Consider the following 23,721-nt stretch of genomic DNA (forward strand, 5'->3'; position numbering starts at 1 on the left):
AACAAATAAGCCGGTCGATACTGGTATTATCGTCCGGCTTTTAATGAGATTCAAAATGTAAATTTTAAAATCTATTACCTATACAAATATATGATTAAAATAGATGCAAATGGCTTAAATATGCGGTCACTGTTAAGGAATAATATTCGAAGAATGAAATTGTTAATGGTCTGCCTTATTTTAGGTTTACAATTAGGTTACGGCGAAAATACTTATTCGCAAACAGTAACAATATCCGTCAATACCGCAGGGAAAACGGTGAAAAGTGTGTTAAAAGAAATCAGTCAGAAAACGGAGTTTGTCTTTATCTATCAAGATAATAATCTGGATCTTAATCGGGAGGTTGAGGCTCAATTCGACCAGCAAGAGATCACTACAATTCTTGATAAATTGTTTGAAAATTCAGAGAATGCTTATGTGATATCAGGGAGGCAAATCTATATTACAGAAAAACAGTTAATACCTGGATATGAAGAGCCATCTAAACAAACTCAAAAAATTACTGGTAAAATTACCGATAAAGATGGAGAATTGCTGGTTGGTGTAAACATTGTTATAAAAGGTACCATCAGTGGAACAATTTCTGACATCGACGGTAATTTTGCGATTAATGCAGTGCCGGGGCAAACTCTTGTTGTTTCGTTTATTGGGTTTAAAAAGCAGGAAATCCTGGTTAGTGAGCAAATGCAGCTTTCAATTGTTTTGGAAGAAGATCAAACTCAACTTGAAGATGTTGTGGTTGTGGGTTATGGAAACCAGAAGAAAGCTTCGGTTGTAGGATCAGTTCAGTCTATTAAACCTGCAGAACTGAAAGTCCCTTCCACACAGTTATCAACCAGTTTTGCAGGTCGTGTAGCAGGTCTTATTTCCGTACAGAGGAGTGGACAACCTGGAGCTGATGGGGCTAACTTTTGGATTAGGGGTATTTCAACATTTGGAGGATCGACTACTCCGTTGATTATTCTTGATGGAGTTCAGATTAGCTCGGGTGATTTGAATAATATTGATCCTGAGGTTATTGAGAGTTTTTCGGTGCTGAAGGATGCTACGGCAACTGCCTTATACGGTACATTGGGAGCAAATGGTGTTATGATCATCACTACAAAAAGTGGTAAGGACCTCAATAAACCTAAGATTAATGTTCGCATAGAAAACTCGATTGCAACTCCAACGTACAAGGTAGACCTCGCAGATGGAGTTACATATATGAATATGTACAACGAGGCACAAAAAAACCCTTCAAGTACCTCATTCATTCCCTACTCTCAAGATAAAATTAATGGGACCATTGCCGGTAACGATCCAACTATTTATCCTAATGTTGACTGGTATGATGAGCTGTTCAGAGATTATCAGACCACGCAAAAAGCGATCATTAATATTACTGGCGGTAGCTCTAAAGTTGACTATTTTTCTTCTCTTTCCGGATCACACGAATCAGGTCTGCTTCAGTCGAGAAGCAGAGACTATTTTTCATACAATAACAATATTTCCTTATGGAGGTATAATTTCCAGAACAACCTTCGGTACTACCCAACAAAGACGACCACTGTAGGATTAAGGTTAAATGTTTAATTAAGGGACTTAAATGGGCCTTACGGATCAGCGAATGACTTATTCGGTACGGTAATTAACACAAATCCGGTCGATTATCCAGTACTCTATCCTGCAGACGATATCCGCAACTTGAGCTACACGAGTGGCCATGTAATGTGGGGAGGACGACCCAATACGAATCAACGGAGAGTTAACCCTGTTGCCGAAATGGTACGTGGCTTCAATTCAGATTTTCAAAGTACAGTAATTGCTGCACTTCGGGTTGATCAGAAACTCAATTTTATTACGCCTGGCCTTGACTTTAGCGGGCTGGTCTCATTTAGAAACTGGTCTCGAACACATATTTCGCGTAGTGCAGATTACAATCAATACTATTTAGGTACAACTATATATGATGATGCTGAAAACGTAACTTCTTATGAACTTGAACGGACAACGGGCTCGCCAGTATCAACCGTTCTTGACATAAATGGTGGCGCCAGTTCTGGTACCGGGAACAGAACCATGTATATTCAGGCTCAATTAAACTATTCGAAAAAGATTAACAGCGTTCATGACATTGGCGCAATGTTACTTTACAACCAAAACGAATATAACATTAATACACCCGGCACGCTAACAAATTCGTTACCTGAACGAAAACAGGGATTTGCCGGACGTTTAACTTATGGATATGGAAACCGTTATTTGGCTGAATTCAATTTTGGATACAATGGAAGTGAAAACTTTGCCAAAGGTCACCGCTTCGGGTTCTTCCCATCAGTTGCTCTGGGGTACAATATCTCTGAAGAAGAATTCTTTCAACCATTGAAGCCTGTTATTTCGCACCTCAAACTTAGAGGATCATGGGGTAAGGTTGGGAACGATCGAACTTCCGGAGGACGTTTCCTTTACCTTTCTGATGTCAATCTAACAGGAGCCGGCTATACGACTGGGGTTGAGCAAAATTATTCGCAATCCGGTCCGGTTTACAGCCGCTACCAAAACAATGATTTGTCATGGGAGATTGGCGAAAAGGCCAATATTGGAATGGATATTCAGTTGTTTGAATCTTTTGAGCTGGCAGTTGATGTTTTTAAGGAGCATCGTACAAATATTTTTCTGAAAAGACAGTCAGTACCATTATTCTTTGGTTCAGCAAAAACTGCTATATTCGGAAACGTGGGAGAAGTAGAAAATAAAGGAATCGATGGAGCACTAAGTTATAATAAGCAAGTAAACAGTAGTTTATTCGTTTCCGTAAAAGGTACTTTTTCGTATGCACATAACGAGATATTGGCATATGACGAACCCGGTTTTCTGCAATACCCGGGCAATTCCAGAGTAGGACACAGCATCAACCAGCCTTTACTTTATATTGCAGATCATTTATTTATTGATGATGCAGAGGTGGCCAATAGTCCTACGCAATTAATTGGAGGTTTTATTAGCGGTGGCGATATAAAATATGTTGATATTGCTGATATTGATGGTGAAACCGATGGACAAATTGACCGAAACGACCGAAAATACACAGGACATCCAACAATCCCGGAAGTCGTTTATGGGCTGGGAACTTCAATGCAATATAAGAAATGGGATTTTTCGGTCTTTTTTCAGGGGGTAGCCCGTACCTCTCTTGTAATGAGTGGATTTCATCCATTCGGTAATAGCCTCACACGAAATGTCCTTCAGTTTATTGCAGACGATTATTGGAGCGAAGATAATGAGAATATTTATGCCGAGTACCCAAGGCTTAGTATTGCAGATAATGGCAACAACACAACTGCATCTACTTATTGGTTACGCGATGCGTCCTTCCTAAAACTGAAAAATATGGAAATCGGATATTCTGTGAAGTATTGGAGATTTTATGTCAGCGGTACCAACTTATTGACCTTCTCTAAATTTAAGAAATGGGATCCGGAAGCAGGTGGAGGCTCTGGGTTATCATATCCAACAATGAGAGTCATTAATCTTGGAGTTCAATTATCACTTTAACATACAAAAAATGAGATACATGAAGAATCTAATAATTATATTATTGGGCATAATATTGCTAAGTGGCTGTGATTATCTCGATATAGTTCCAACAGAAACAGCAAATGAAAGTGATGCCTTTGAAGATCGGGAGGCAGCACGTAGATATCTATATTCCTGCTATTCCTATATTCCAAAAGCTAGAAGCGGCGCTGCGTCGCTCGATCTATTAACCTCCGATGAGGTGGTTACGGCATTCGAGCATGAAACATTTGCAAATTTTCCTCAAGGGAATTATACTCCTACTACACCCATAATATCGTACTGGAGTACCTTGTTTCAGGGCATACGCCAATGTTACCTGCTCATTGACAATATTGATGATGTGCCTGACATGGATGATAGCGACAGACAGAATTACAAAGCTGAAGCTACCTTTTTGGTGGCGTACTACCATTATTTGCTCATTAAGTGTTACGGTCCAACCATACTTGTAACCAGCACCTTTGCATTGGATACGAAACTGGAAGATTATCCATCTCGCTCACCGTATGACGAATGTGTACAGTGGGTGGCCGATAAGTTTGATGAATCGGTTGCTTTGGGCTTACCAAACTCTCAGGATAATACGGCGTTCGGGCGAGCCACAAAGTCAGCGGCGCTAGCCATTAAGTCGCGCATGTTACTATATGCAGCTTCTCCGCAATTTAATGGAGGGACTGTTAATTATTCTGATCGTGATGCCGACGACATTTCGTCTACGTATGCCAGTTTTCAAAATGAAGACGGGACTCTGCTCATGCCCGTAAATTATGATGCAACGAAGTGGCAAAAAGCAGCGGATGCAACTCTTGCTGCGATTAATGCAGCCCAAGATGCAAATATTCGTCTGTATCAAACTGAGGATGTACCAGCCTCAATACTTCAACCTGAAGATTCTGTAGAAAAAGCTTTACGTATGACCATTACAGATAGAGACACTCGGGAAACCATCTGGGCAGAAACCAGGAAAGAAGGTTATTACGGTCTTCAACGAAAGAGTACCCCTTATAATGAAAAAAGTCATAACTCTTACAATGGAGTAGGCCCAACAATGACCATGATTAAGGCATTTTATACAGAAAATGGCTTGCCGGTTGATGAAGACCCAGCGTATGACTACGATAATTCATTCGAATACAGTAGTCAAACCGATCTTTCTCATGGAATTGGAGTGACACTTAACCTCAATAAAGAAAGAGAACCTCGCTTTTACGCTTGGATTGCCTATCAGAATAGCTATTATGAGGTACAGTCTTATGCCAGCGATTTGAACGTTTCCGACGATTTATCCAAATTTATTGTTGGCTTTAGAAAAAATGATAATTGCGGAATTAAAACACGAACACGACAATTTTCTCCTTCTGGTTACCTGAATAAAAAATGCGTGCATCCACAATTCTCGAGACCCGCAAACGGAGTAGCGATAGATTATCCCTGGCCAATAATTCGCTTGGCAGAATTATACCTGAACTATGCCGAAGCATTAATTGAAATCGGAGGAACGGCCAACCTGACAACTGCAAAAGAATATATTGATAAAGTGAGAGAAAGAGCCGGAATACCAACAGTTGATGAAGCATGGGCAACAACAGGGGTGACATTAGATCAGGATAAAATGCGACAGATCGTTCGCCAGGAAAGAACCATAGAACTTTACCTTGAAGGACACCGCTTCTGGGATGTTAGAAGGTGGCTGCTCGGAACTAAATATTTCAATGAGAAGGTACAGGGAATGGATTACAGCCAGGCAACCGATGACGGGTTCTTTAGAGTCGTGGATGTCAATTATACCAGGGCATTCCGGATTCCTCAAAATTATTTGTTACCCATACCGTTTGGAGATACTGAGATTAATCCTAAGATTATTCAAAATCCGGGTTACTAAAGGCTGAGATAATGATATGAATTACAACAAACATTTAAATATAAACGAATGAAGATTTTAGTAAATATATTGTTATTGTCATTTATATGGGGGGTAATATCCTGTTCTGATAAGGATGATAATCCTATCATTCCATCTTCGATATTAGAAACAAGTAGCGAAGCCGATTATGGAGCGGTTATTTTAAAGTGGAGATTGCCTGAAGACAATAGTGTTGACTATGTGAATGTGTCATATAGTATTGATGACAAAAGATTTAGTAAGAATATCTCCAAATATGCTGTTGATTCCATTTCCGGGTATGTTACAGTCACAATAAATGGTTTTGCTGACACTAACCCTTACAACTTTGAACTAAGATCTGTTAATGTAACGGGAGGAGCTTCTCAACCAATAACAATTATGGAATCTCCACTATCTCCGGCATACGAAACAGTTGTTTCAACAGTCAATGTTATACCCGATTTTGGAGGTGGTATTGTAAGCTGGACAAACAATACAGGGAAAAAGCTGACAATCTCTGTAAACTATGCTGATCCTGATAATCCGACAAGTACTTTAACCGCAAGTTTTACATCCGACGAAACAGGAATTGGAATAATATCAGGTTTACCTGCTAGTCTAACTGTATTTAAAGTAACAGCATCAGATCAATACCAAAACTCATCCACTCCTGTTAGTTTTGAATTGACACCATTGGCCGAAAGCAAAATATTGAAAGACAATTGGTCAGTTCCGGGCTATGTGGATGATTCCCCGAGTGGAAAAATTGGATATTCATCACAATCGACGCCTGAAGGAGGATCGCCGGACGGACGTATAATTGCCATTTTCGACAATGATATTAGTACATATTGGAATGCAGATTGGGCACATGGAGCAAGCTATCCTCATTGGTTTATTATTGATATGGGTGAAGAAGTAACCGTTAGCAGGGTTGAATTAACTCGTCGACAGGGAAATAATAAAGGACACATTGGTCAACAATTCCTGACATGTACTGCAGCAGGAGCTACAGAGCCTAGTGATCCAACAACCTGGCAATGGGAAGACCAAGGGGAGTACAGTTTCGATATTGAAAGCGATGATCCTCAGAGTTATCGTTTGCTTTCTAATCCAAAAGCACGATACCTGAAAGTGTATATTGATCCAAAATTTAAGGGACGAAACAATAATACGATGTTAGCAGAGCTAACTGTGTACGGTTCTAAATAAAATTTCAAGGAAACCTTTCTACAAAATGGAAAGGTTTCTTTTTTTCTTATTCAAGCCTAAGTGGCATTCTTTCGATCTCAGAGAAACTACTAATTGACTAACAAAATGCTTATATCATTATTCCGAGACAAATTATTGATTCTCATTGCCGCAACATTCATAATCTATTCTTGCTCAAAAAATGAAGTAGATAACCCAATTATCGATACTGTTTTGGAAGTTCCGGTTTCAAAACTAGAATTTGACCGGATCGGCACAACAAAAACGATTGAAATTACCACCAATCAATCTCCGGTATTCTGCGAATCAGGTGTTGCCTGGTGTTCTGCCAGTTATGCAGAGGGTGTAATTACAGTAGAAACTACCACCAATCAACAAGCCGTCGAACGGGCAGCAATTATTTCGGTTAAAGCAGGAGAACTCAAAAAATCGTTCTCGGTTTCTCAATCAGGCCTCGATTCGTACCAGGGAGATATTAAAGATGACATAAAAGTTGCTGTTTCAGGTGCAGAAGCATCATCTTATCAGCCAGGAGCAAGCATCGAAAGATCATTTGACGGAGATTATACAAACGGTTACCACTCCAAATGGGATAACCATGCTGAAGATTACTTTCCTATCACGTTGGATTATCATTTTTCAAATGTTTCTGCGATCGACTATCTTGTTTATTATCCACGACAGAGCGGGACGAACGGACTATTTAAGGAATTTGAGTTGTGGGTAGCCACCGAAGACAATCCTACTCTTACCAAATACGGTGACTACGATTTTAATGGCAGTTCTGTCCAAGTCGCTTAATGTTTTCATCGGCATTGGTAAAACCAACAACCATTCGGTTCCTAGTAAAATCTGGTGTCGGCGACAGACAGGGTTTTGTTTCCTGCGCAGAAATGGAATTCTACCAGAAAAACCCAGATAATTTCGATTTCTTATCGATTTTTACCGACAACAGTTGCTCCGAGCTAAAAACAGGAACAAGCGAATCGGCCGTAATGACCATCCCAAACAATTTTTTCAAAGACATGGCGCTGGAAATATTCCGCGGAGAATACAACCAGGAATTCAGAATTCAGGAATACCGCTCCTGGCAGGATCCTGCCGTAATGGCCAAAATAAACAAAACAAGCACCTACAGTTTACGCGACAACCCTACCGGAATATCTGTTTCTATCGGAGATGAACTCATCTTTTTTGCCAATAACCCGGATCACAAAAATGTATCAATTGTTATCCAGGATTTGGAAAATGGCTTTGGAGGAAACTCCTATCCGGTTGCCAACGGATTAAACAAGATCAACATTACTTCCGGGGGCTTAGTTTACGTGATGTACCACACCGAGTCCGCCACAGAAAGCCCGGTGAAAATCAACTTTGTAACCGGCACAGTAAATGGCTACTTCGACAGTCAGAAACACAATTCAGAGGATTGGAGCAGGCTTTTAAGTAATGCAAGCTACAAGCATTTTGACGTTCTGGGAAAATATGCACACTTAACTTTCCCCACCGAAAAATTCAGGGAGAATACCCCCGACGGGCTGGCATTGATCAACAAATACGATGACCTGGTTCACCTGGAATGGGAATTTATGGGACTGTTTAAATACAACAAAACCTTTAACAACCGCATGTATTTCCACGTGGTTTATACCGACAGTTACATGTATTCGACCAGTTACCGTACCGCTTATGTTACAGGAACAATGAACGATCTGTGTAGCCTGAATAAACTCGCCACATCTCCCTGGGGCCCGGCGCACGAAGTGGGTCACTCCAACCAAACCCGCCCCGGCCTGAAATGGATCGGAATGACCGAGGTAACGACCAACATTCACTCGCTACACGTACAAACATCGTGGGGCAATACCTCGCGCCTTATTTCTGGTGACAAATACAATAAAGGATTCAACGAGCTGGCGAAAAAAGGCATTCCCCACAACCAAAACGGGGATGTGTTTGTAAAACTCATTCCTTTCTGGCAGCTGAAACTGTACCTGATGGATGCATTGGGGAAACAGGATTTCTACAAAGATCTGTATGAATACATGCGGAACCAGGACAATTCGCAAGCTACAAACGATGGCTTTTATCAGCTCGATTTTGTGCGCGCCACCTGTCGCATTGCCAACCTCGACCTGACCGCTTTCTTTGAAGCCTGGGGTTTTCTTACGCCCATAGACATAACGGTGAACGATTATGCAACTAAACAATTCACCATCAACCAGCAGCAAATTGACAACCTGAAAGCAGAGATTGCCGCTAAAAACTATCCGCAACCCGCGCATAACAACATTTATTCAATAACTGACAACAACGTCTCTAACTACAAATAGACAGCAATAACAGAGAAAGGTAGTTCCTGCAGGCAAAGGCGGTATGCAGCTTTTCAAACGGCGCATACCTGCCTCGGCGGGGCTCCTCAAAAAAAAGAAGTAAATTCGATCTCTTGAATCGTCAATAGTAAAAGCAAGCAAAATAAAATGAAGCATTTAGTTCTTATTCTTTTTATTATCCTGAACCATGTATTTTCAGCCGGTTCAGCAGTAAATATTCCACTTGGCGGGAATGCTTATGTTACCCAAAAAGCAGGAACCGTTGATATCAACAAAAACGGCCTTTCCGGCTGGGACGATAAAGCTGCCGTAATTTCCTGCTGGTTTAAAACAGGCCACAGCGGAAACTTGGACATAGCTTTGAAAACCCGAACACCCGAAGGCAAATCCGAAATTGAAGTATCCATAAACGGGAAAGCGCAAAAACTTACCCTTGATAACCCTGCGTGGGAAAACATTAAAGTGGGAAGTACAACGGTAAAAGAAAACCAGCATGTACGTATTGATTTCAAAGGCAAAACGCGCACAGGTTCTGTTTTTGCAGATATTTCTGACCTTATAATTGAAGGCGAAGCAGCACAGGAACCGCTGATTTTTGTGCGCGAACCCGAGAATTTCTATTTTGGCCGGCGTGGCCCCTCGGTTCATCTTTCGTACCCGATTCCCGAATCGGCCGGAAACGTAGAGTACTTCTACAACGAAGTGATGGTACCTGAAAAAGAAGATGTGATCGGTTCTTACTACATGGTCAACGGTTTTGGCGAAGGATACTGCGGAATCCAGGTAAATTCGCCCACCGAAAGAAGAATCCTGTTTTCAGTTTGGAGTCCTTATTCAACAGATAATCCCGAAGAAATTCCGGTAGAAGCCCAGGTTCACATGCTCGGCAAGGGCAAAGACGTGGTTACCAAAAAATTTGGGGGCGAAGGTTCTGGCGGACAAAGTTTTCTGCGCTATCCGTGGAAAGCTGGAAAGACCTACCAGTTTCTGACCCGGATTCACCCCGACCAAAACCGCGAAGGTGCCACTGTTTATACTTCGTGGTTCTTTGATCCGGAGCAAAACAACTGGCGACTGATTGCTTCTTTCTCGCGACCGCAAAAGATAACATGGTACACCCGCCCGCATTCTTTTCTCGAGAACTTTATCCCTTCGCAGGGGCACCTCACCCGAGAAGTAGAGCTTACCAACCAGTGGATCGTTACCGAAAAAGGAGACTGGATAGAGCTAACCGAGGCCGGCTTTACCTACGATGCAACGGCTGCCGCCAAACGCCGCGCCGATTATTACGGTGGCGTAACAAAAAACCGGAAATCGTTTGTCATGAAAAACTGTGGCTTTTTTGATGAGAACACGGCTTACAGAACGGTTTTTACCCGCGAAAAGTCTCCTATCGCTCACCCGGGAATCGACTTTAAAGCCCTGCCCAAGCAATAGCTATTTCGACACCATACACAAGAGAATCAGGTTTTTCTTCAGATCATCGGTACTGAGAAAAACCTGATTTTCTTTATCCAGTAAAAGGTTTCGCAATTTGGATAAGGCTCTTGACGACGAATTCATCGATGATTGCTCGTTGATATCCAGTATCTCCGCAATTTCTTTATGAGAAAGCTCCTGAATGTATCTAAAATAAAGGATTTGCTTTTGCTTGTCCGAGAGCTGATCATAAGAATGCAACAGCTTTTTTAGCATCAGTACCTCCTCATCGTTGCCACCAAACTTCTTCTCCAGGTCCTCCTCGTCCACGGGCATGTGAAACGAGATATCGTTTTCAGAAACCAGTAATTTCTGCTTGGCCAGTTTATCAATCAAAATATTCCGTATCGATTTTAACAGATAAGACCGTACATGCATGGTTGGCTTTATGTTTTTGCTGGAGTACAGCTTTACAAACAAATCCTGGATGCAATCTTTTATGAAATCTGTGTCAGGATATAACTTCAATCCATAGTTCAATAAGTGGTCATAGTATTTGGTATATATGACTTCAAGAATTTGTTTTTGCCCATTAACAAAAATGTTCCAATATTCGGAATCTTTCATTACTTGTATTAGCTAGGTATGTTTGACATCTGATCCAATCGGACTGTTTTTCTACGAATGTCAGTTTTGGAATAAGATGTCAATCTTCAATTTTTTAAAGTCAGGCTTTAGTGATTCTTTAAAAAAGGTAATTCATGTGTGATAAAAATACAGAAAACTTTTGTTAATGTGGGTGTTTTATGGTAGGAATGTGGATCAGAAATCAGAAACATGGATTACGGAGTTGAATGAGAAAAATCCTTATTATATCACTATTTCAGTGATTCTCTATTTCGATAAACGTTTGGCATTTGAAGGATTTGTAGTTGGCTTTGGTTATGGTAAATATGGGTTACCTAAGTTTATTTTCTACTCTCCGTTTTTTATGGGTTTTGTCTGGAGGCTATTCAGTCAGGTTTTATACCGATAATACTCAGGGATAATTCATAACTTTCTGTATTGGAAGACGGAAAACCTAGTCATTTGTTTGTAACTTCACGAAGCGGAGAGTTTTGACTTCAGCTCCACTGTCTTTGAGGTAGAACCAAAGATTTGAAATCATGGTACGAATCACAAGCTTTTTAATGTTGATGGGTCTCTTGGTTGGTTGCCAACCAGCCGAAGAGGAAGTTCAAAACAAAAAACCGACTGGTTACATTATTGGTGATTCCACTGTGAAAAACGGTCGTGGTGATGGTGCTGACGGATTGTGGGGCTGGGGCGATCCTTTAGCGCAATATTTTGATACGACTAAAATTCGTGTTGAAAATCATGCCTTGGGAGGAACCAGCAGCCGGACTTTCCGGACCCAAGGGCTTTGGGATGAAGTGTTGCGCAATTTGCAAGCCGGAGATTATGTGCTGATACAGTTCGGCCACAACGATGCCGATCCAGTTAATGATGATTTTCGGACGCGAGGCACCTTCGAAGGTATCAGCGATAAAATGGAGGAAATTGATAACTTGCTCACGGGCGAGCATAAAGTAGTTCACACCTATGGCTGGTATATTCGGCAATACATTATTGACGCGAAAGAAAGAGGAGCCATTCCTGTGGTGTTGTCCCCTATTCCCCGAAATCGTTGGGTGAACGGCGAAGTTGTGCGTAACGATGCCACTTATGGCGAGTGGGCGCGAGAAGTCGCTACCTTTGAAGAGGTGGAGTTTATTGACCTGAATGAGAAGATGGCATTGGCGATGGAAGCTGTGGGAGAAGATTCGGTAACCGGTAACTATTTCTTTAAGCACGATCAAACGCATACATCAGCTCAAGGAGCCGTTTTCGCAGCCTCGCTGGTGGTCGAGGGCTTGAATGAATCTACTATTTGTAAATTGAAAGATTATTTGCTGGAGGCGCCAAGAATCCTCTTTCCGGTGAAGCGAAATGTTTTCTTCTTTGAGGATTCCAATGTGGCGCGAGGTGATGGCAAGGTCGTTGGCTGGGCCCGCGAGCTGCCAGTTTATTTGGATACTAGCCGACTAGATATTTTGAATCCGTGCCATTCCCCCCATAATGGATGGAATTACTATTCTCAAGCTCATTGGAGTGAAGTTCTGGAGCAGATGAATGAAGACGATTTTCTACTCATTCAGCTTGGGCAGCGTGAAAAGGTCGGTAGTGAACAGACTCAATATCTGAGCCCGGAGCCGGAATCAGGTGGTGAACCCCAGCAAGAGAGTGGTGAAAATGGCACCAAAGAAACGAATCATTCTTACCCCAAGTTTCTGGAAGAATACATTAAAGATGCAAAAAACAAAGGGGTGTCAGTTATTCTTATTTCACCACTTCTACACAATGAATGGTCAGGAGGAATGGTGAAACGTGTGGGTGACACTTCCGGACAATGGGCTAGAGAAGTGGCCGAAGCTGAGAATGTCTTTTTTATTGATTTGAATAATTCCATTGCTCTTGAGTATGAGGCGATGGGGCCTGAAATTGTCAACCAGTTTTTTGGGGACAATTCGAACTATTCCAATGAAGCCGGGGCCCGGCTGAATGCTTTGATCCTAGCCAAAGAAATCAAAAAGCTTCGTTCCTGTGCTCTTTCGGGTTATGTCAATTTAAACTAAGTTGAATTGTACCTGGGAGAACTCCCCGTTTACGTTAAGCTGTAGCTATTGAGCTTGCCGAAAGTAGCCAATAGCTTCTTTGCATTTACTCAAGCTATACTTCACCGACTTATCGTTAGGCTTACCTTTTCAATTTGTCCGCCCATGGGGGGATTCATCTTCGAAATTTTCACTTTGGCATGCGCAATTTGCGGGAAAGAATCGTATAGTCGGTCTACGATGCGGGTAGCTACGTTTTCCAGTAAGTCCGAGGGAATGGCCATTTCCTCTTTAATCAGCTCATAAGCTCTTTGGTAGTTTAAGGCATCCTCCAAGCGATCCGATTTCCCAGCAGCTTCACAATCGGTTTGAAGACTTACATTCAGAATAAACTTGTTACCTACTTCTTTCTCGACCTGATAATGCCCGTGATAGGCAAAAAACTCCAATCCTTCCAAATCAATTTGTCCCATTTTCCATGCTTTTTAAAGGGTAAACTAACAGGGACAAAATTAATTTTTCTTTTTTAGAAAAAGATTTTGTTTGACTTAAAACCATTTGTGCAGAATCATTTTATATTTTTGTGCGTTATAAATGCAGTGAATCATCCATTGTCGTGATTTGAGTCATTAATAACTTGTGATATAGGCGATGCGGAAAATAATGAATAGGTCCGTGACCTTAATTAATTGAAAACTTCTATGAGCGAGAAAACTCCTGAAAAAGAGCCGGTGGTTAAAAATAATTTTATCCACCAAATTATTGAAGAAGAACTGAAAGCAGGGAAGAATGATGGAAACGTACATACCCGGTTTCCGCCCGAGCCTAATGGTTATTTGCATATCGGACATGCGAAATCAATTTGTTTGAATTTTGGTACCGCTCAGAAGTTCAACGGGCTGACAAATCTTCGTTTTGATGATACCAATCCGTCCAAAGAAGAAACGGAATACGTTGATTCGATTAAAGAAGACGTACGTTGGTTAGGATTTGATTGGGGTGACCGGGAGTTTTTCACTTCTGATTACTTTGACAAGTTGTTCGAGTTTGCCGTAAAACTGATTGAGGAAGGAAAAGCTTATGTCGATGATCAGGATGCGGAGACAATTAGCAGTCAGAAAGGAACGCCAACGCGGCCTGGCGTGGAAAGCCCATGTCGTACGCGTACGCCGGAAGAAAACCTCGACCTGTTCATGCGAATGAAAGCAGGTGAGTTTAACGAGGGAGAACGTGTTTTACGTGCTAAGATCGATATGGCTTCGCCTAATATGCACATGCGCGATCCGATTATTTATCGGGTGATGCATGCACCACACCACCGGACAGGCAACAAATGGTGCATTTATCCAATGTACGATTTCGCTCATGGGCAGAGTGACTACTGGGAAGGAATCACGCACTCGGTTTGTACCTTAGAATTTGAAGTGCATCGCCCTCTTTACGATTGGTTTATCGATCATCTGAAAGAGAGTGAATATCGCCCGCGTCAGATTGAGTTTGCCCGTTTAAACCTCACCTACACTGTGATGAGTAAGCGCAAACTGTTGGAGCTGGTGAAGGAAAAATATGTTAATGGTTGGGATGATCCACGGATGCCGACGATCTCTGGCCTGCGACGTCGGGGTTACACCCCGGAATCGATCCGTAACTTTGCCGAGCGTATTGGGGTGACTAAGGTGGATGGCATGATTGACGTAGCGCTGCTGGAGCACAGTGTGCGCGAAGATCTGAATAAAAAGGCACAACGGGTGATGGGGGTTCTGAACCCATTGAAAGTGGTGATTACCAATTATCCTGAAGGACAGGTGGAAGAAATGGAAGCCATCAACAATCCGGAAAATCCGGATGCCGGTAAGCGAAGCGTTCCCTTCACCAAAGAGATTTATATTGAGCGTGATGACTTTATGGAAGAACCTCCACGTAAGTTTTTCCGTTTGGCACCGGGACGTGAAGTACGCTTACGCTATGCTTACTACATTACTTGTACCGATGTGGTGAAAGACGAAAACGGTGAGATTATTGAACTGCATTGTACTTACGATCCGGAGACCAAAGGAGGAAATTCACCCGATGGCCGTAAGGTAAAAGCTACCATGCACTGGGTTTCGGCCACCGAAAATGTGGAGGCTGAAGTGCGCTTGTATGATCGCTTGTTTTTGGATGAAAATCCGGACGGACACAAAGACCGCGATTTTAAAGAGTTTATGAATTCAGATTCATTGACCGTGCTCAATAAATGTTACATCGAGCCTTTTGTTAAACAAGCGAAAGCATTGGACTCGTTCCAGTTTGAGCGCTTGGGTTATTTCAATGTTGACCCAGACAGCACAGAGCAAAAGCTGGTGTTTAACCGCACCGCTCAGTTGCGCGATAACTGGGCAAAATTTAAAGGAAAATAAATTTAGAATGACTATAGAAATGGGCGAGACAGGTTATGTCTCGCCTTTTTTATGAGTTTATCGTGCTTCTTACCGATTAATCACTTCCATTAACCGATCACTTTTTCAATCGAAAACTTGGAATCCTTAGTTTTACGATGGAAATTTAAGTGGAGCAATTATGGAAAATCATCATTACAGACAGGACAAGCACTCCCAAAGAGAACGAAAATCGAATGGATCTTTTTTAGGAACTGTTTTGATCATTATTGGTATTCTTTGGATTCTGAAAGAATTTGGCTGGCACATTGGTTTGCCGGGATGGCATGCGGTTCGAGAGGGTGCAATAAACTTTTTCAACATCTTTCATGTTGGAGCAGTTACCATTACCTGGCCGGTTATCTTGCTCATTGTTGGCATTCTGTTACTTGCTGGCCGTCGATTGATTGGCACCTTGCTGATCGTTTTGGCCGTATTGTTTCTGCTGCCGCATTTCATCATTCCGGGAATACTGACCATTCTCTTCTTACCGGTCATTTTGCTGCTGGTTGGGATTATCCTGATTATTCGAATTCTTTAGAGCAGGGGAGCGGGACAAATCTTTTTTGCACCTGTCGGAAGAAAATGATTTTCAGCGAAGAATTTAACTATTATAGAAGCTATATTAAGATACTAGGTTATGGACAATAAGAGGAATAAACGGTTTTATTTAGGGGTTGTATTGATCGCCATTGGAGGATTTATGATTCTTGAACGCTTAGGTCTGATTCCATGGAGTATTGTCGATCTGTTGATTTCGTGGCAGATGTTATTAGTTGCCATTGGCATTATTTCGTGGCTTGGCGGTAACCGAACCGGAGGACTTATTCTAATGGCCATTGGCGGTTTTTTCCTGCTACCGGAATTTATTGAGGTGCCCCGACAATTACGTCGTTTATACTGGCCTATGGTTTTGGTGGCGGGAGGAGTGCTTGTTCTCCTACGACACAGCGGGTCGGGAGCCCAGCCAACAGAGGGAATAGGAGGCAGGGATCTTGATCAGTTTGACGATTTTGTCATCTTCGGAGGTCGCGAAATATTTATCAACTCACAGAATTTGAAAGGGGGACGAGCGACTTCCATTTTTGGAGGAATTGAGTATGATTTTCGGCAATCGCAGCTAGCTCCCCAAGGTGCAGTTATTGACTCGCTCTCGATATTTGGCGGATGCAGCATTAAAGTACCCTTGGAGTGGAATGTTCGGAATGAGGTAACAACCATGTTTGGCGCTTTTACCGACAAGCGTGGCGATACGTTTCAGCACAGTCAGTATAATCCTTCAAAAACACTTGTTATTCGAGGATTTACGATTTTGGGAGGTTTTGAGGTTAAGCATGTTTAGTTCAACGCATGAGGCATCCCTTTATCAATAATAAAACATTGATGCTCTATTATGGAGTATTTTGGCTAACAATTGGCACGGTCAATGTCGTGGTTCAAAACCTTTGGTTTGGTACCGATCTGACTACGGCGTTCTTGTCCGCCTTTCCCTTTTTTGCCTTGTATCCGATCTTGGGGGCCAGTATTTGGTTTGTTATTAAGTATAACAGTTTGGAAGAGAAGGATCTGTTATGGATGATGCTTTATCATCTGATTGCGGCCAGTTTGCTTAATGCAATCTGGCTTTACCTGGGCTTTATGTTTGTTAAAATAATTGATGATAGCCAGTTGCAGTTGCTGTATGAGTCTTTACCCAACAAAATTTTTTCAGGCTATGTGATGTATAGTATTTATGTGATGTTTTTCTACTCCATCAACTATTACCAAAGTCTGAAAGAAAAAGTACAGAAAGAAGCAGAGTTGAAGGCTTTGGTCCGGGAAGCCGAACTTAGTGCCCTCAAATCACAGATTAATCCACACTTTCTTTTCAACAGCCTCAATTCCATTGCTTCCCTAACCATTAGCGCTCCGGAGAAGGCACAGGAAATGGTGATCAACTTATCCCGGTTTATGCGTTATTCTTTGCAGCACGATCAGGATGAATCGGTCTCCTTGGCCGATGAGTTGGAAAATATCAAGCTATATTTGAGTATTGAGAAAGTTCGCTTTGGCAAGAAATTGAACCCGGTGTTTAGCGTTGAAGAGCCTTGTCAAGCGTGTCAGATTCCGAACATGATTCTGCAACCTTTGTTTGAGAATGCGATAAAATATGGTGTTTATGAAGCGACAGAACCGGTGAGCATTTCTACCAGCTGTACAATCAAAGAGAATCATATTCTGATCTGTATTGAAAATGATTACGATGGAGAATCAGTCCGAAACAAGGGCGAAGGCATTGGGTTGCAAAACATAAAGCATCGGTTGAAATTGATTTATGGGTCAGCCGACCTGCTGAAACTAACGGACTATAAGACACGTTTTAAAGTTGAATTATTACTTCCAAAGACGATACCGGCATGAAACAGACATTGAAAGCATTAATCATCGAAGACGAGGAGCTAGCCAGAAATCTGCTCAAGAGCTATTTGAAAGATCACCCAACGCTTCAGTTGGTCGGCGAATGTGAAAATGGGTTTGAAGGCGTTCAGAAAATTAACGAGTTAAAACCGGATGTGGTCTTCCTGGATATTCAGATGCCCAAAATTACGGGCTTTGAAATGTTGGAACTGCTGGACCATAAGCCGGAAATTATTTTTACGACAGCTTACGATCAATATGCTTTAAAAGCATTTGATTACAATGCGGTGGATTATTTGCTTAAACCATTTTCGAAAGAACGCATGCTGAGGGCCATTGACAAGGTGGTGGACCGGATTGGTAAGGAGGAAAACACGGCGGATAAACTGGAGCAGTTAAGCACTTATGCCGTGCAGGAGTACCTCGACCGGATTGTGGTGAAAGATAGGCATAAGATTAATATCATTCCTGTCGGGCAGGTTCGGTACATTGAGTCGTTGGATGATTATGTGTTGATTTACACACGGGATGGGCGGCACATGAAGCAAAAAACCATGAAATACTTTGAGTCGCACCTTAATCCGAAAGATTTTATTCGTATCCACCGGTCTTACATTGTGCATGTCGATGATATTGCTGAAATTCAGCAATATGAAAAAGAATCGTATGTGGTCATTCTCAAGGATAAAACGAAATTGAAGGTGAGTAAAACCGGTTATAAGAAGATTAAAGATAGTCTGCATTTTTAGGCTGGATTCAGTCTGATTTGTTCAAGGAAAACGTACTTCTTCTTCCTGCTTTTCATCGATTCCTGATTCTTTGTGTGGGTAGAAAACCGATACAAACATTGGCTTTCATATTGCGAGCATTAGATAAACTCTATTTCGTCTATTAATGAGCGGCGTATGCATTTTAATTACCCTAAATCTAACTTCGGGCATTTCGCTCAGTAAAACTCCAGAGTCCGGTATTAATTGCAGGACTTTGTTATTTTTACATATTCAAATTGAAACTATGAAGAAGTTACTTTTCATTTGGCTTTTATTGATTCCGGCAGGTGTGTTTGCTCAAAACGAGGTTCATCCCGAGGGCTATAAATTACTGTGGTTTTTCCTTATCCTCGTTGCGATCCCCATCCTTTATTATTTTATTCGAAAATTGCTGCCAAAATCGGTAAATACAAAAGGTAAACCGGTTTCGGTTTCCAGGCGACAACTGAAAATTGACTTATTGAAAGACCGCAAATATTGCCCCAATGTGTTGACCCTGCGAGTGGAAAATAAAAGTAAGAAAGATATTGATTTGGAAGCACCTGTTTTAAGTTTTCGCAAACTATGGTCGAAGCGTAATTTTAAATTGAAGGGCATCAACCGATACGAAATTTACCCCCTTTTTCTGGAAGCCGGAAAAACGCATGAACTACGTATTGATTTGAGTGTTTTCTTTAATCATGACCGGAAGCTTAAACGGTTTTTCCGGGCAAAAATACGGCTTCAGGATACCAAAGGGAAAAGTTATTCATCCTCTTCGATCATCTTGCGGAGAAGCTTGTTTTCATAAATGAGAAACTGGAAGTTCAACCATATCGACTTTTCTACTTATCCCTACTACGGTGGTGATGACCTGGGCGTGCGGTACTCGGCCCAAAATCTGCAGGTGAAGGTTTGGGCTCCAACGGCCCGGCAAGTGGAGTTGAAGTTGTATAAACGTAGTGCTGGCGGACGCCCTACCCACATTGAGGCTCTTAATTTGATGGCTGATGGTGTTTGGCAGCTGGCCTTGGCAGGCGATTTTGAAGGACTATATTATACCCTCCGGGTTAATGATGGCGAATGGTTGAATGAGACGCCCGGTGTTGATGCCCGGGCTGTTGGAAGTAACGGTCGGCGTGGGCTTATTTTTGATCCCAGGAAAACTGATCCGGAAGGCTGGGAGAGCGATCAGCCAATCGCTACTGATCATCCGGTTGATGCTGTGTTGTATGAATTGCATGTCCGTGATTTCTCTATCTCGCCGACATCGGGCATGAATCATCGGGGGAAATTTTTGGCTTTCACCGAAAAGAACACGCGAACGCCCGGCGGAACAGTGACCGGCATTAATCATCTGAAAGTGTTGGGAATTACTCATGTTCACCTGCTACCCGTGTTTGATTTTTTTAGTGTGGATGAAAATCACCCGGATGACAAATACAACTGGGGATATGATCCACTTAACTTCAACACGCCCGAGGGAAGTTTTGCCACCAATCCGGATGACACATCGCGAATTACTGAGTTTAAGCTTTTGGTGCAGGCTTTGCACCAAGCCGGAATTGGAGTCGTGATGGATGTGGTTTATAATCATACGGGCTATACGCGTCGGTCGTGGTTTAACCAAACCGTGCCGGGCTATTATTACCGACAAAAAAGCAACGGGAACTTTTCGAATGCCAGTGGTTGTGGTAACGAGGTAGCTACAGAACGGGCGATGGTGCGCAAATACATTGTAGACTCGTTAAAGTATTGGGCATCGGAATTTCACTTAGACGGTTTTCGTTTTGACCTGATGGGAATATACGATTGTGAGACTATGAATGAAATTCGCCGGGAGTTGGATCAATTGCGTCCGGGGATGCTGCTGTATGGTGAAGGCTGGGCTGCTGATCACAGTCCGATGGATGAGAAGTACCGGGCGGTAAAACGAAATGTTGCCAGCCTAAACCATATTGCTTGTTTTAACGATGATATGCGCGATGCGATCAAGGGCAATAATTTTGAGGCGAAAAACAAAGGCTTTGTCAATGGACGAACCTTGAATGAAGAAGCGGTGAAATTTGGCGTTGTGGCGGCCTGCCATCACCCGAAGATTGTTTACAGTTACGTGGAAAGTTCGCATGAGGCTTGGGCCAAAGAGCCTTGGCAATGCGTCAACTACGTGTCGTGTCACGATAATTCTACCCTGTTTGATAAGTTGATGCAAAGCTGTCCGGATGTTTCGGAAGAAAAGCTTAAGAAAATGCAAAAGCTGGCTGCTGCGCTAATTCTGACCTCACAGGGTATTCCGTTTTTGCATGGTGGAAGCGAGTTTTGCCGAAGCAAGAAGGGAGACCACAATTCCTATAAATCATCCGATGTAATCAATCAAATGGACTGGAATCTAAAGGATCGGTTTGTAGATGTGTTTGACTATTTTCAAAAATTGATGGAGCTTCGAAAAGCGATTGCTGCTTTTCGCATGCGTTCGGCCGATGAAATTCGTCGGCACCTGCATTTTTCTGAGAACTACGAGCCTGGGGTTTTGGCTTATTCCATTCTGGATTATCCAAACCAGTTTGGCTGGAAAACCATTCAGCTGATTTTTAATGCACGGAAAGAAGCAACCACCATGGAGTTGGATTGGCATAAGTGGCAGGTGGTTGCCCGCGAAGATGAAATTGAGTTGAACGGAATTGACTGTTTGCTCGACAAAAAAGTATCAGTGCCAGCCCTCTCTATGATGATGCTGGTTAAAGGAGATTAGAAAATAGCCAGCAGCAAGTCAATATCTTTACTCGGAATATTTAGCTTATTGCCCAAGTCCTTATTGGTTAGTATGCCATTATATATGTAAACGCCGCGACGAATTCCTGTGGAGCTTTTAATGTAGTTCTGAATCCCTCCAATTTCTCCAACGGTAATGATAATGGGCGTTAATACGTTGCTAAGGGCAATGGATGCGGTGCGCGAAACCATTGAAGCCATATTGTGAACGCAGTAGTGAATAACGCCGTGCTTGATGTAGGTTGGATTTTTAAGGGTTGTTGGCATGCTGGTTTCAAAACATCCGCCCTGGTCGATGTTGAGGTCAATAATAACCGATCCGTCTTTCATATCGCGCACCATTTCTTCAGATACCTGAAACTTAGTCTTGGAGTTAAAAGACATGGCACCCAGCACCACATCAGCCGATCGCAAGGCTTTTTTTAAAACATTGGGATATAGTACCGACGTGAAAATTCGCTGACCAAGCCGGTCTTCAAGTTCCTGAAGGCTGAACATGTTATCATCAAAAACTTTAACCGTAACACCCAGTCCCAAGGCTGCACGAGCTGCATATTCCGCAGCGGTTTTAGCGCCGAGAATGACCAATTCAGTAGGAGAGATACCCGTAACAGATCCGAGCAAAACACCTTTTCCATTTCTTGAATTACTTAAATATTCGCTGGCAATGGTGATGGCTGTTGAGCCGGCAATCTGACTCATCAGGCGAACAACAGGCAAGCACTTATTTTCATTTTCCATGTACTCGTAGGCAATGGTGGTCACTTTTTTCTGCATCAGTTTTTGCACCGTTTCCTGGCAGTGATTGCTCAGGTGCATGTTGGAAATCAGTGTTTGGTGACCGCGCAGCAGGTCAATTTCGTCGGCATCGAATGGAGCAACCCGGATGATGATGTCGCATTGAAAAACCTCTTCACGTTTGTCAACAACCACGGCTCCGGCTTCCCGGTATTCTTTGTCAGAGTAGCTCGCTGCTTTGCCGGCGTCTTTCTCAATATAAATCTCATGCCCGTAGGAAACTAGTAGTTCAACGGCTTCGGGCGTAAGGGGAATACGATATTCTATTTTTGAGAAATCTGACGGAATGCCAATGGTAATCTTTTTGCCTCTCCTGCGAATCTCCAACATTTCTTCCTTCGGAAGAAGTAAGGATTTGATTTCCGATTGTTGCTCTTTTTCAGTCATCCTGACAAAAATTAATTGCTCAATTTAGTCTATAAATGTAATTATTCAAAATGAATCAGAGGATATTCGCTTTAATCTCACGCGATTGGTTATCCAATACCTCAATATTCACGGCAATGATATTGTCAGGAAGCAGCGCTTCAATGTTTTCAGGCCATTCCATAAAACAGTATTTCCCGCTGTAAACGTAATCGTCAAAGCCAATGTCGAGTGCTTCTTCAATGTTTTTGATACGGTAAAAATCAAAATGAAAGATACGCTCATTGCTGGCGGTGCTGTATTCATTGACCAGAGCAAAGGTCGGACTGGTAATGGGGTCGGTGGATCCCAAGGCCCGGCATAATGCTTTGATTAATGTTGTTTTGCCAGCGCCCATCTTGCCATAGAAGGCGAATAATCGTTCTCCCTTAAAATAATTGAGAAATGCTTCCGCTGCTTGTGGAAGCTCATCGACTGAATTAATTTGGATTGAAAACATGCTTTTAATTTCTTGATTGCAGCAAATTTAAGTAAACTTCGTTTTAAAAAACACGAAGGCTGATTTTTGTTCGATTCCTGTTTGCAAAAAATGTATTACTTTTGAAGAAATCACAATTGAAGTTAGCATTATGAATCTGCCAGAAAACTTAAAGTACACTAAAGAGCACGAATGGGTTCGTGTGGAAGAAAACGTTGTTTACGTGGGTATCACTGATTTTGCTCAGGGCGAATTGGGTGACATCGTGTTTGTAGAAGTCGAAACAGAAGGCGAAGAGTTGGATAAAGCGGAAACGTTTGGAACCGTTGAAGCCGTAAAAACGGTTTCTGACTTGTTTATGCCTGTTGGCGGTAAAGTACTTGAATTCAATACCGAATTGGAGGACGAGCCCGAGCTGATTAACAAGGATCCTTATGGGAAAGGCTGGTTGGTGAAAATTGAGGTGACAGATACTACTGATTTGGATGACCTGATGGATGCCGCAGCTTATCAAGCCATGCTGGAAGCTTAATTTGCTCTTTTGTAAATAGCAAGGCTACACGTTTGATGTGTGCCGATGAAAATATAAAATGAACCCTGAGGAACGAATTCTTCAGGGTTTTTTAGGCTTGTTTTTTTGATAAAAGTGCGAACTCATAACCTGAATTTGATCCAATACA

Annotated in this window: 19 protein-coding genes and 1 pseudogene; 16 read left to right on the forward strand and 4 right to left on the reverse strand. The window is 42.2% G+C overall.

Annotated elements, in window-relative coordinates; all coding sequences use genetic code 11:
- Positions 1 to 165 precede the first annotated feature (165 nt).
- The 6 genes and pseudogenes from ACUNWA_RS02550 (at position 166) to ACUNWA_RS02575 (ending at position 10,428) form a co-directional block, all read left to right on the forward strand.
- Positions 166 to 3,537, forward strand: a pseudogene (locus ACUNWA_RS02550) (TonB-dependent receptor).
- 19 nt (positions 3,538 to 3,556) lie between these two features.
- A complete protein-coding gene (locus tag ACUNWA_RS02555; RefSeq protein ID WP_445590312.1) occupies positions 3,557 to 5,443 on the forward strand; it encodes a RagB/SusD family nutrient uptake outer membrane protein in 1,887 nt (628 codons plus the stop codon).
- Positions 5,444 to 5,491: 48 nt separating this feature from the next.
- A complete protein-coding gene (locus ACUNWA_RS02560; protein ID WP_445590313.1) occupies positions 5,492 to 6,658 on the forward strand; it encodes a DUF5126 domain-containing protein in 1,167 nt (388 codons plus the stop codon).
- A gap of 105 nt (positions 6,659 to 6,763) precedes the next feature.
- Positions 6,764 to 7,459 carry a hypothetical protein gene (locus tag ACUNWA_RS02565; RefSeq protein WP_445590314.1) on the forward strand — a complete coding sequence of 232 codons (696 nt, stop codon included), beginning with the start codon at positions 6,764 to 6,766 and terminating at the stop codon, positions 7,457 to 7,459.
- A gap of 92 nt (positions 7,460 to 7,551) precedes the next feature.
- Entirely contained in the window at positions 7,552 to 8,991 is a 1,440-nt protein-coding gene (locus ACUNWA_RS02570; RefSeq protein WP_445590315.1) for a M60 family metallopeptidase, read from the forward strand.
- A 147-nt stretch (positions 8,992 to 9,138) separates the two neighbouring features.
- Positions 9,139 to 10,428 (forward strand): DUF3472 domain-containing protein, encoded by a 1,290-nt coding sequence (locus tag ACUNWA_RS02575; protein WP_445590316.1) that lies wholly within the window; start codon positions 9,139 to 9,141, stop codon positions 10,426 to 10,428.
- On the opposite strand, the gene ACUNWA_RS02580 is transcribed toward ACUNWA_RS02575, so the two are convergent.
- Positions 10,429 to 11,037 carry an RNA polymerase sigma factor gene (locus ACUNWA_RS02580; protein ID WP_445590317.1) on the reverse strand — a complete coding sequence of 203 codons (609 nt, stop codon included), beginning with the start codon at positions 11,035 to 11,037 and terminating at the stop codon, positions 10,429 to 10,431.
- A 166-nt stretch (positions 11,038 to 11,203) separates the two neighbouring features.
- Here ACUNWA_RS02580 and ACUNWA_RS02585 point away from each other — a divergent pair, with 166 nt between their 5' ends.
- Positions 11,204 to 11,446 (forward strand): hypothetical protein, encoded by a 243-nt coding sequence (locus tag ACUNWA_RS02585; RefSeq protein WP_445590318.1) that lies wholly within the window; start codon positions 11,204 to 11,206, stop codon positions 11,444 to 11,446.
- Between the two features lie 130 nt (positions 11,447 to 11,576).
- A complete protein-coding gene (locus tag ACUNWA_RS02590) occupies positions 11,577 to 13,085 on the forward strand; it encodes a GDSL-type esterase/lipase family protein (protein WP_445590319.1) in 1,509 nt (502 codons plus the stop codon).
- A gap of 101 nt (positions 13,086 to 13,186) precedes the next feature.
- Here ACUNWA_RS02590 and folB read toward each other — a convergent pair whose 3' ends face one another.
- Positions 13,187 to 13,537, reverse strand: coding sequence for a dihydroneopterin aldolase (gene folB, locus ACUNWA_RS02595; RefSeq protein WP_445590320.1), 351 nt, complete (start codon positions 13,535 to 13,537; stop codon positions 13,187 to 13,189).
- A gap of 228 nt (positions 13,538 to 13,765) precedes the next feature.
- On the opposite strand from folB, the gene ACUNWA_RS02600 reads away from it, so the two are divergent.
- The 7 genes from ACUNWA_RS02600 (at position 13,766) to pulA (ending at position 21,379) form a co-directional block, all read left to right on the forward strand.
- On the forward strand, positions 13,766 to 15,463 hold the full coding sequence (locus ACUNWA_RS02600) for a glutamine--tRNA ligase/YqeY domain fusion protein (protein ID WP_445590321.1): 1,698 nt from the start codon (positions 13,766 to 13,768) through the stop codon (positions 15,461 to 15,463).
- A gap of 160 nt (positions 15,464 to 15,623) precedes the next feature.
- Positions 15,624 to 16,022 carry a hypothetical protein gene (locus ACUNWA_RS02605; protein ID WP_445590322.1) on the forward strand — a complete coding sequence of 133 codons (399 nt, stop codon included), beginning with the start codon at positions 15,624 to 15,626 and terminating at the stop codon, positions 16,020 to 16,022.
- A gap of 99 nt (positions 16,023 to 16,121) precedes the next feature.
- Positions 16,122 to 16,823 (forward strand): LiaI-LiaF-like domain-containing protein, encoded by a 702-nt coding sequence (locus tag ACUNWA_RS02610; protein WP_445590323.1) that lies wholly within the window; start codon positions 16,122 to 16,124, stop codon positions 16,821 to 16,823.
- An 8-nt stretch (positions 16,824 to 16,831) separates the two neighbouring features.
- Positions 16,832 to 17,881 carry a sensor histidine kinase gene (locus ACUNWA_RS02615; RefSeq protein WP_445590324.1) on the forward strand — a complete coding sequence of 350 codons (1,050 nt, stop codon included), beginning with the start codon at positions 16,832 to 16,834 and terminating at the stop codon, positions 17,879 to 17,881.
- Positions 17,878 to 18,627 (forward strand): LytR/AlgR family response regulator transcription factor, encoded by a 750-nt coding sequence (locus ACUNWA_RS02620; RefSeq protein WP_445590325.1) that lies wholly within the window; start codon positions 17,878 to 17,880, stop codon positions 18,625 to 18,627. The genes ACUNWA_RS02615 and ACUNWA_RS02620 overlap by 4 nt, the downstream gene beginning before the upstream one ends.
- A gap of 265 nt (positions 18,628 to 18,892) precedes the next feature.
- On the forward strand, positions 18,893 to 19,438 hold the full coding sequence (locus ACUNWA_RS02625; protein WP_445590326.1) for a hypothetical protein: 546 nt from the start codon (positions 18,893 to 18,895) through the stop codon (positions 19,436 to 19,438).
- On the forward strand, positions 19,439 to 21,379 hold the full coding sequence (gene pulA / locus ACUNWA_RS02630; RefSeq protein WP_445590327.1) for a type I pullulanase: 1,941 nt from the start codon (positions 19,439 to 19,441) through the stop codon (positions 21,377 to 21,379).
- Here the strand turns inward: pulA and ACUNWA_RS02635 are convergent.
- Together ACUNWA_RS02635 and tsaE are read right to left on the reverse strand one after the other, a co-directional pair.
- A complete protein-coding gene (locus tag ACUNWA_RS02635) occupies positions 21,376 to 22,584 on the reverse strand; it encodes an alanine dehydrogenase (protein WP_445590328.1) in 1,209 nt (402 codons plus the stop codon). The two genes, pulA and ACUNWA_RS02635, sit on opposite strands and share 4 nt — an antisense overlap.
- Positions 22,585 to 22,639: 55 nt before the next feature.
- Positions 22,640 to 23,062 carry a tRNA (adenosine(37)-N6)-threonylcarbamoyltransferase complex ATPase subunit type 1 TsaE gene (gene tsaE, locus ACUNWA_RS02640; protein ID WP_445590329.1) on the reverse strand — a complete coding sequence of 141 codons (423 nt, stop codon included), beginning with the start codon at positions 23,060 to 23,062 and terminating at the stop codon, positions 22,640 to 22,642.
- A gap of 130 nt (positions 23,063 to 23,192) precedes the next feature.
- On the opposite strand from tsaE, the gene gcvH reads away from it, so the two are divergent.
- A complete protein-coding gene (gene gcvH / locus ACUNWA_RS02645; protein WP_445590330.1) occupies positions 23,193 to 23,573 on the forward strand; it encodes a glycine cleavage system protein GcvH in 381 nt (126 codons plus the stop codon).
- The last annotated feature ends 148 nt before the right edge of the window (positions 23,574 to 23,721 follow it).

Source organism: Sunxiuqinia sp. sy24, from assembly GCF_052677165.1.

Coding starts and splice junctions, on each gene's coding strand:
- ACUNWA_RS02555 (WP_445590312.1), top strand. CDS start 3,557: ATGAAGAATCTAATAATTATATTATTGGGCATAATATTGCTAAGTGGC.
- ACUNWA_RS02560 (WP_445590313.1), top strand. CDS start 5,492: ATGAAGATTTTAGTAAATATATTGTTATTGTCATTTATATGGGGGGTA.
- ACUNWA_RS02565 (WP_445590314.1), top strand. CDS start 6,764: ATGCTTATATCATTATTCCGAGACAAATTATTGATTCTCATTGCCGCA.
- ACUNWA_RS02570 (WP_445590315.1), top strand. CDS start 7,552: ATGGAATTCTACCAGAAAAACCCAGATAATTTCGATTTCTTATCGATT.
- ACUNWA_RS02575 (WP_445590316.1), top strand. CDS start 9,139: ATGAAGCATTTAGTTCTTATTCTTTTTATTATCCTGAACCATGTATTT.
- ACUNWA_RS02580 (WP_445590317.1), bottom strand. CDS start 11,037: ATGAAAGATTCCGAATATTGGAACATTTTTGTTAATGGGCAAAAACAA.
- ACUNWA_RS02585 (WP_445590318.1), top strand. CDS start 11,204: ATGTGGGTGTTTTATGGTAGGAATGTGGATCAGAAATCAGAAACATGG.
- ACUNWA_RS02590 (WP_445590319.1), top strand. CDS start 11,577: ATGGTACGAATCACAAGCTTTTTAATGTTGATGGGTCTCTTGGTTGGT.
- folB (WP_445590320.1), bottom strand. CDS start 13,537: ATGGGACAAATTGATTTGGAAGGATTGGAGTTTTTTGCCTATCACGGG.
- ACUNWA_RS02600 (WP_445590321.1), top strand. CDS start 13,766: ATGAGCGAGAAAACTCCTGAAAAAGAGCCGGTGGTTAAAAATAATTTT.
- ACUNWA_RS02605 (WP_445590322.1), top strand. CDS start 15,624: ATGGAAAATCATCATTACAGACAGGACAAGCACTCCCAAAGAGAACGA.
- ACUNWA_RS02610 (WP_445590323.1), top strand. CDS start 16,122: ATGGACAATAAGAGGAATAAACGGTTTTATTTAGGGGTTGTATTGATC.
- ACUNWA_RS02615 (WP_445590324.1), top strand. CDS start 16,832: ATGAGGCATCCCTTTATCAATAATAAAACATTGATGCTCTATTATGGA.
- ACUNWA_RS02620 (WP_445590325.1), top strand. CDS start 17,878: ATGAAACAGACATTGAAAGCATTAATCATCGAAGACGAGGAGCTAGCC.
- ACUNWA_RS02625 (WP_445590326.1), top strand. CDS start 18,893: ATGAAGAAGTTACTTTTCATTTGGCTTTTATTGATTCCGGCAGGTGTG.
- pulA (WP_445590327.1), top strand. CDS start 19,439: ATGAGAAACTGGAAGTTCAACCATATCGACTTTTCTACTTATCCCTAC.
- ACUNWA_RS02635 (WP_445590328.1), bottom strand. CDS start 22,584: ATGACTGAAAAAGAGCAACAATCGGAAATCAAATCCTTACTTCTTCCG.
- tsaE (WP_445590329.1), bottom strand. CDS start 23,062: ATGTTTTCAATCCAAATTAATTCAGTCGATGAGCTTCCACAAGCAGCG.
- gcvH (WP_445590330.1), top strand. CDS start 23,193: ATGAATCTGCCAGAAAACTTAAAGTACACTAAAGAGCACGAATGGGTT.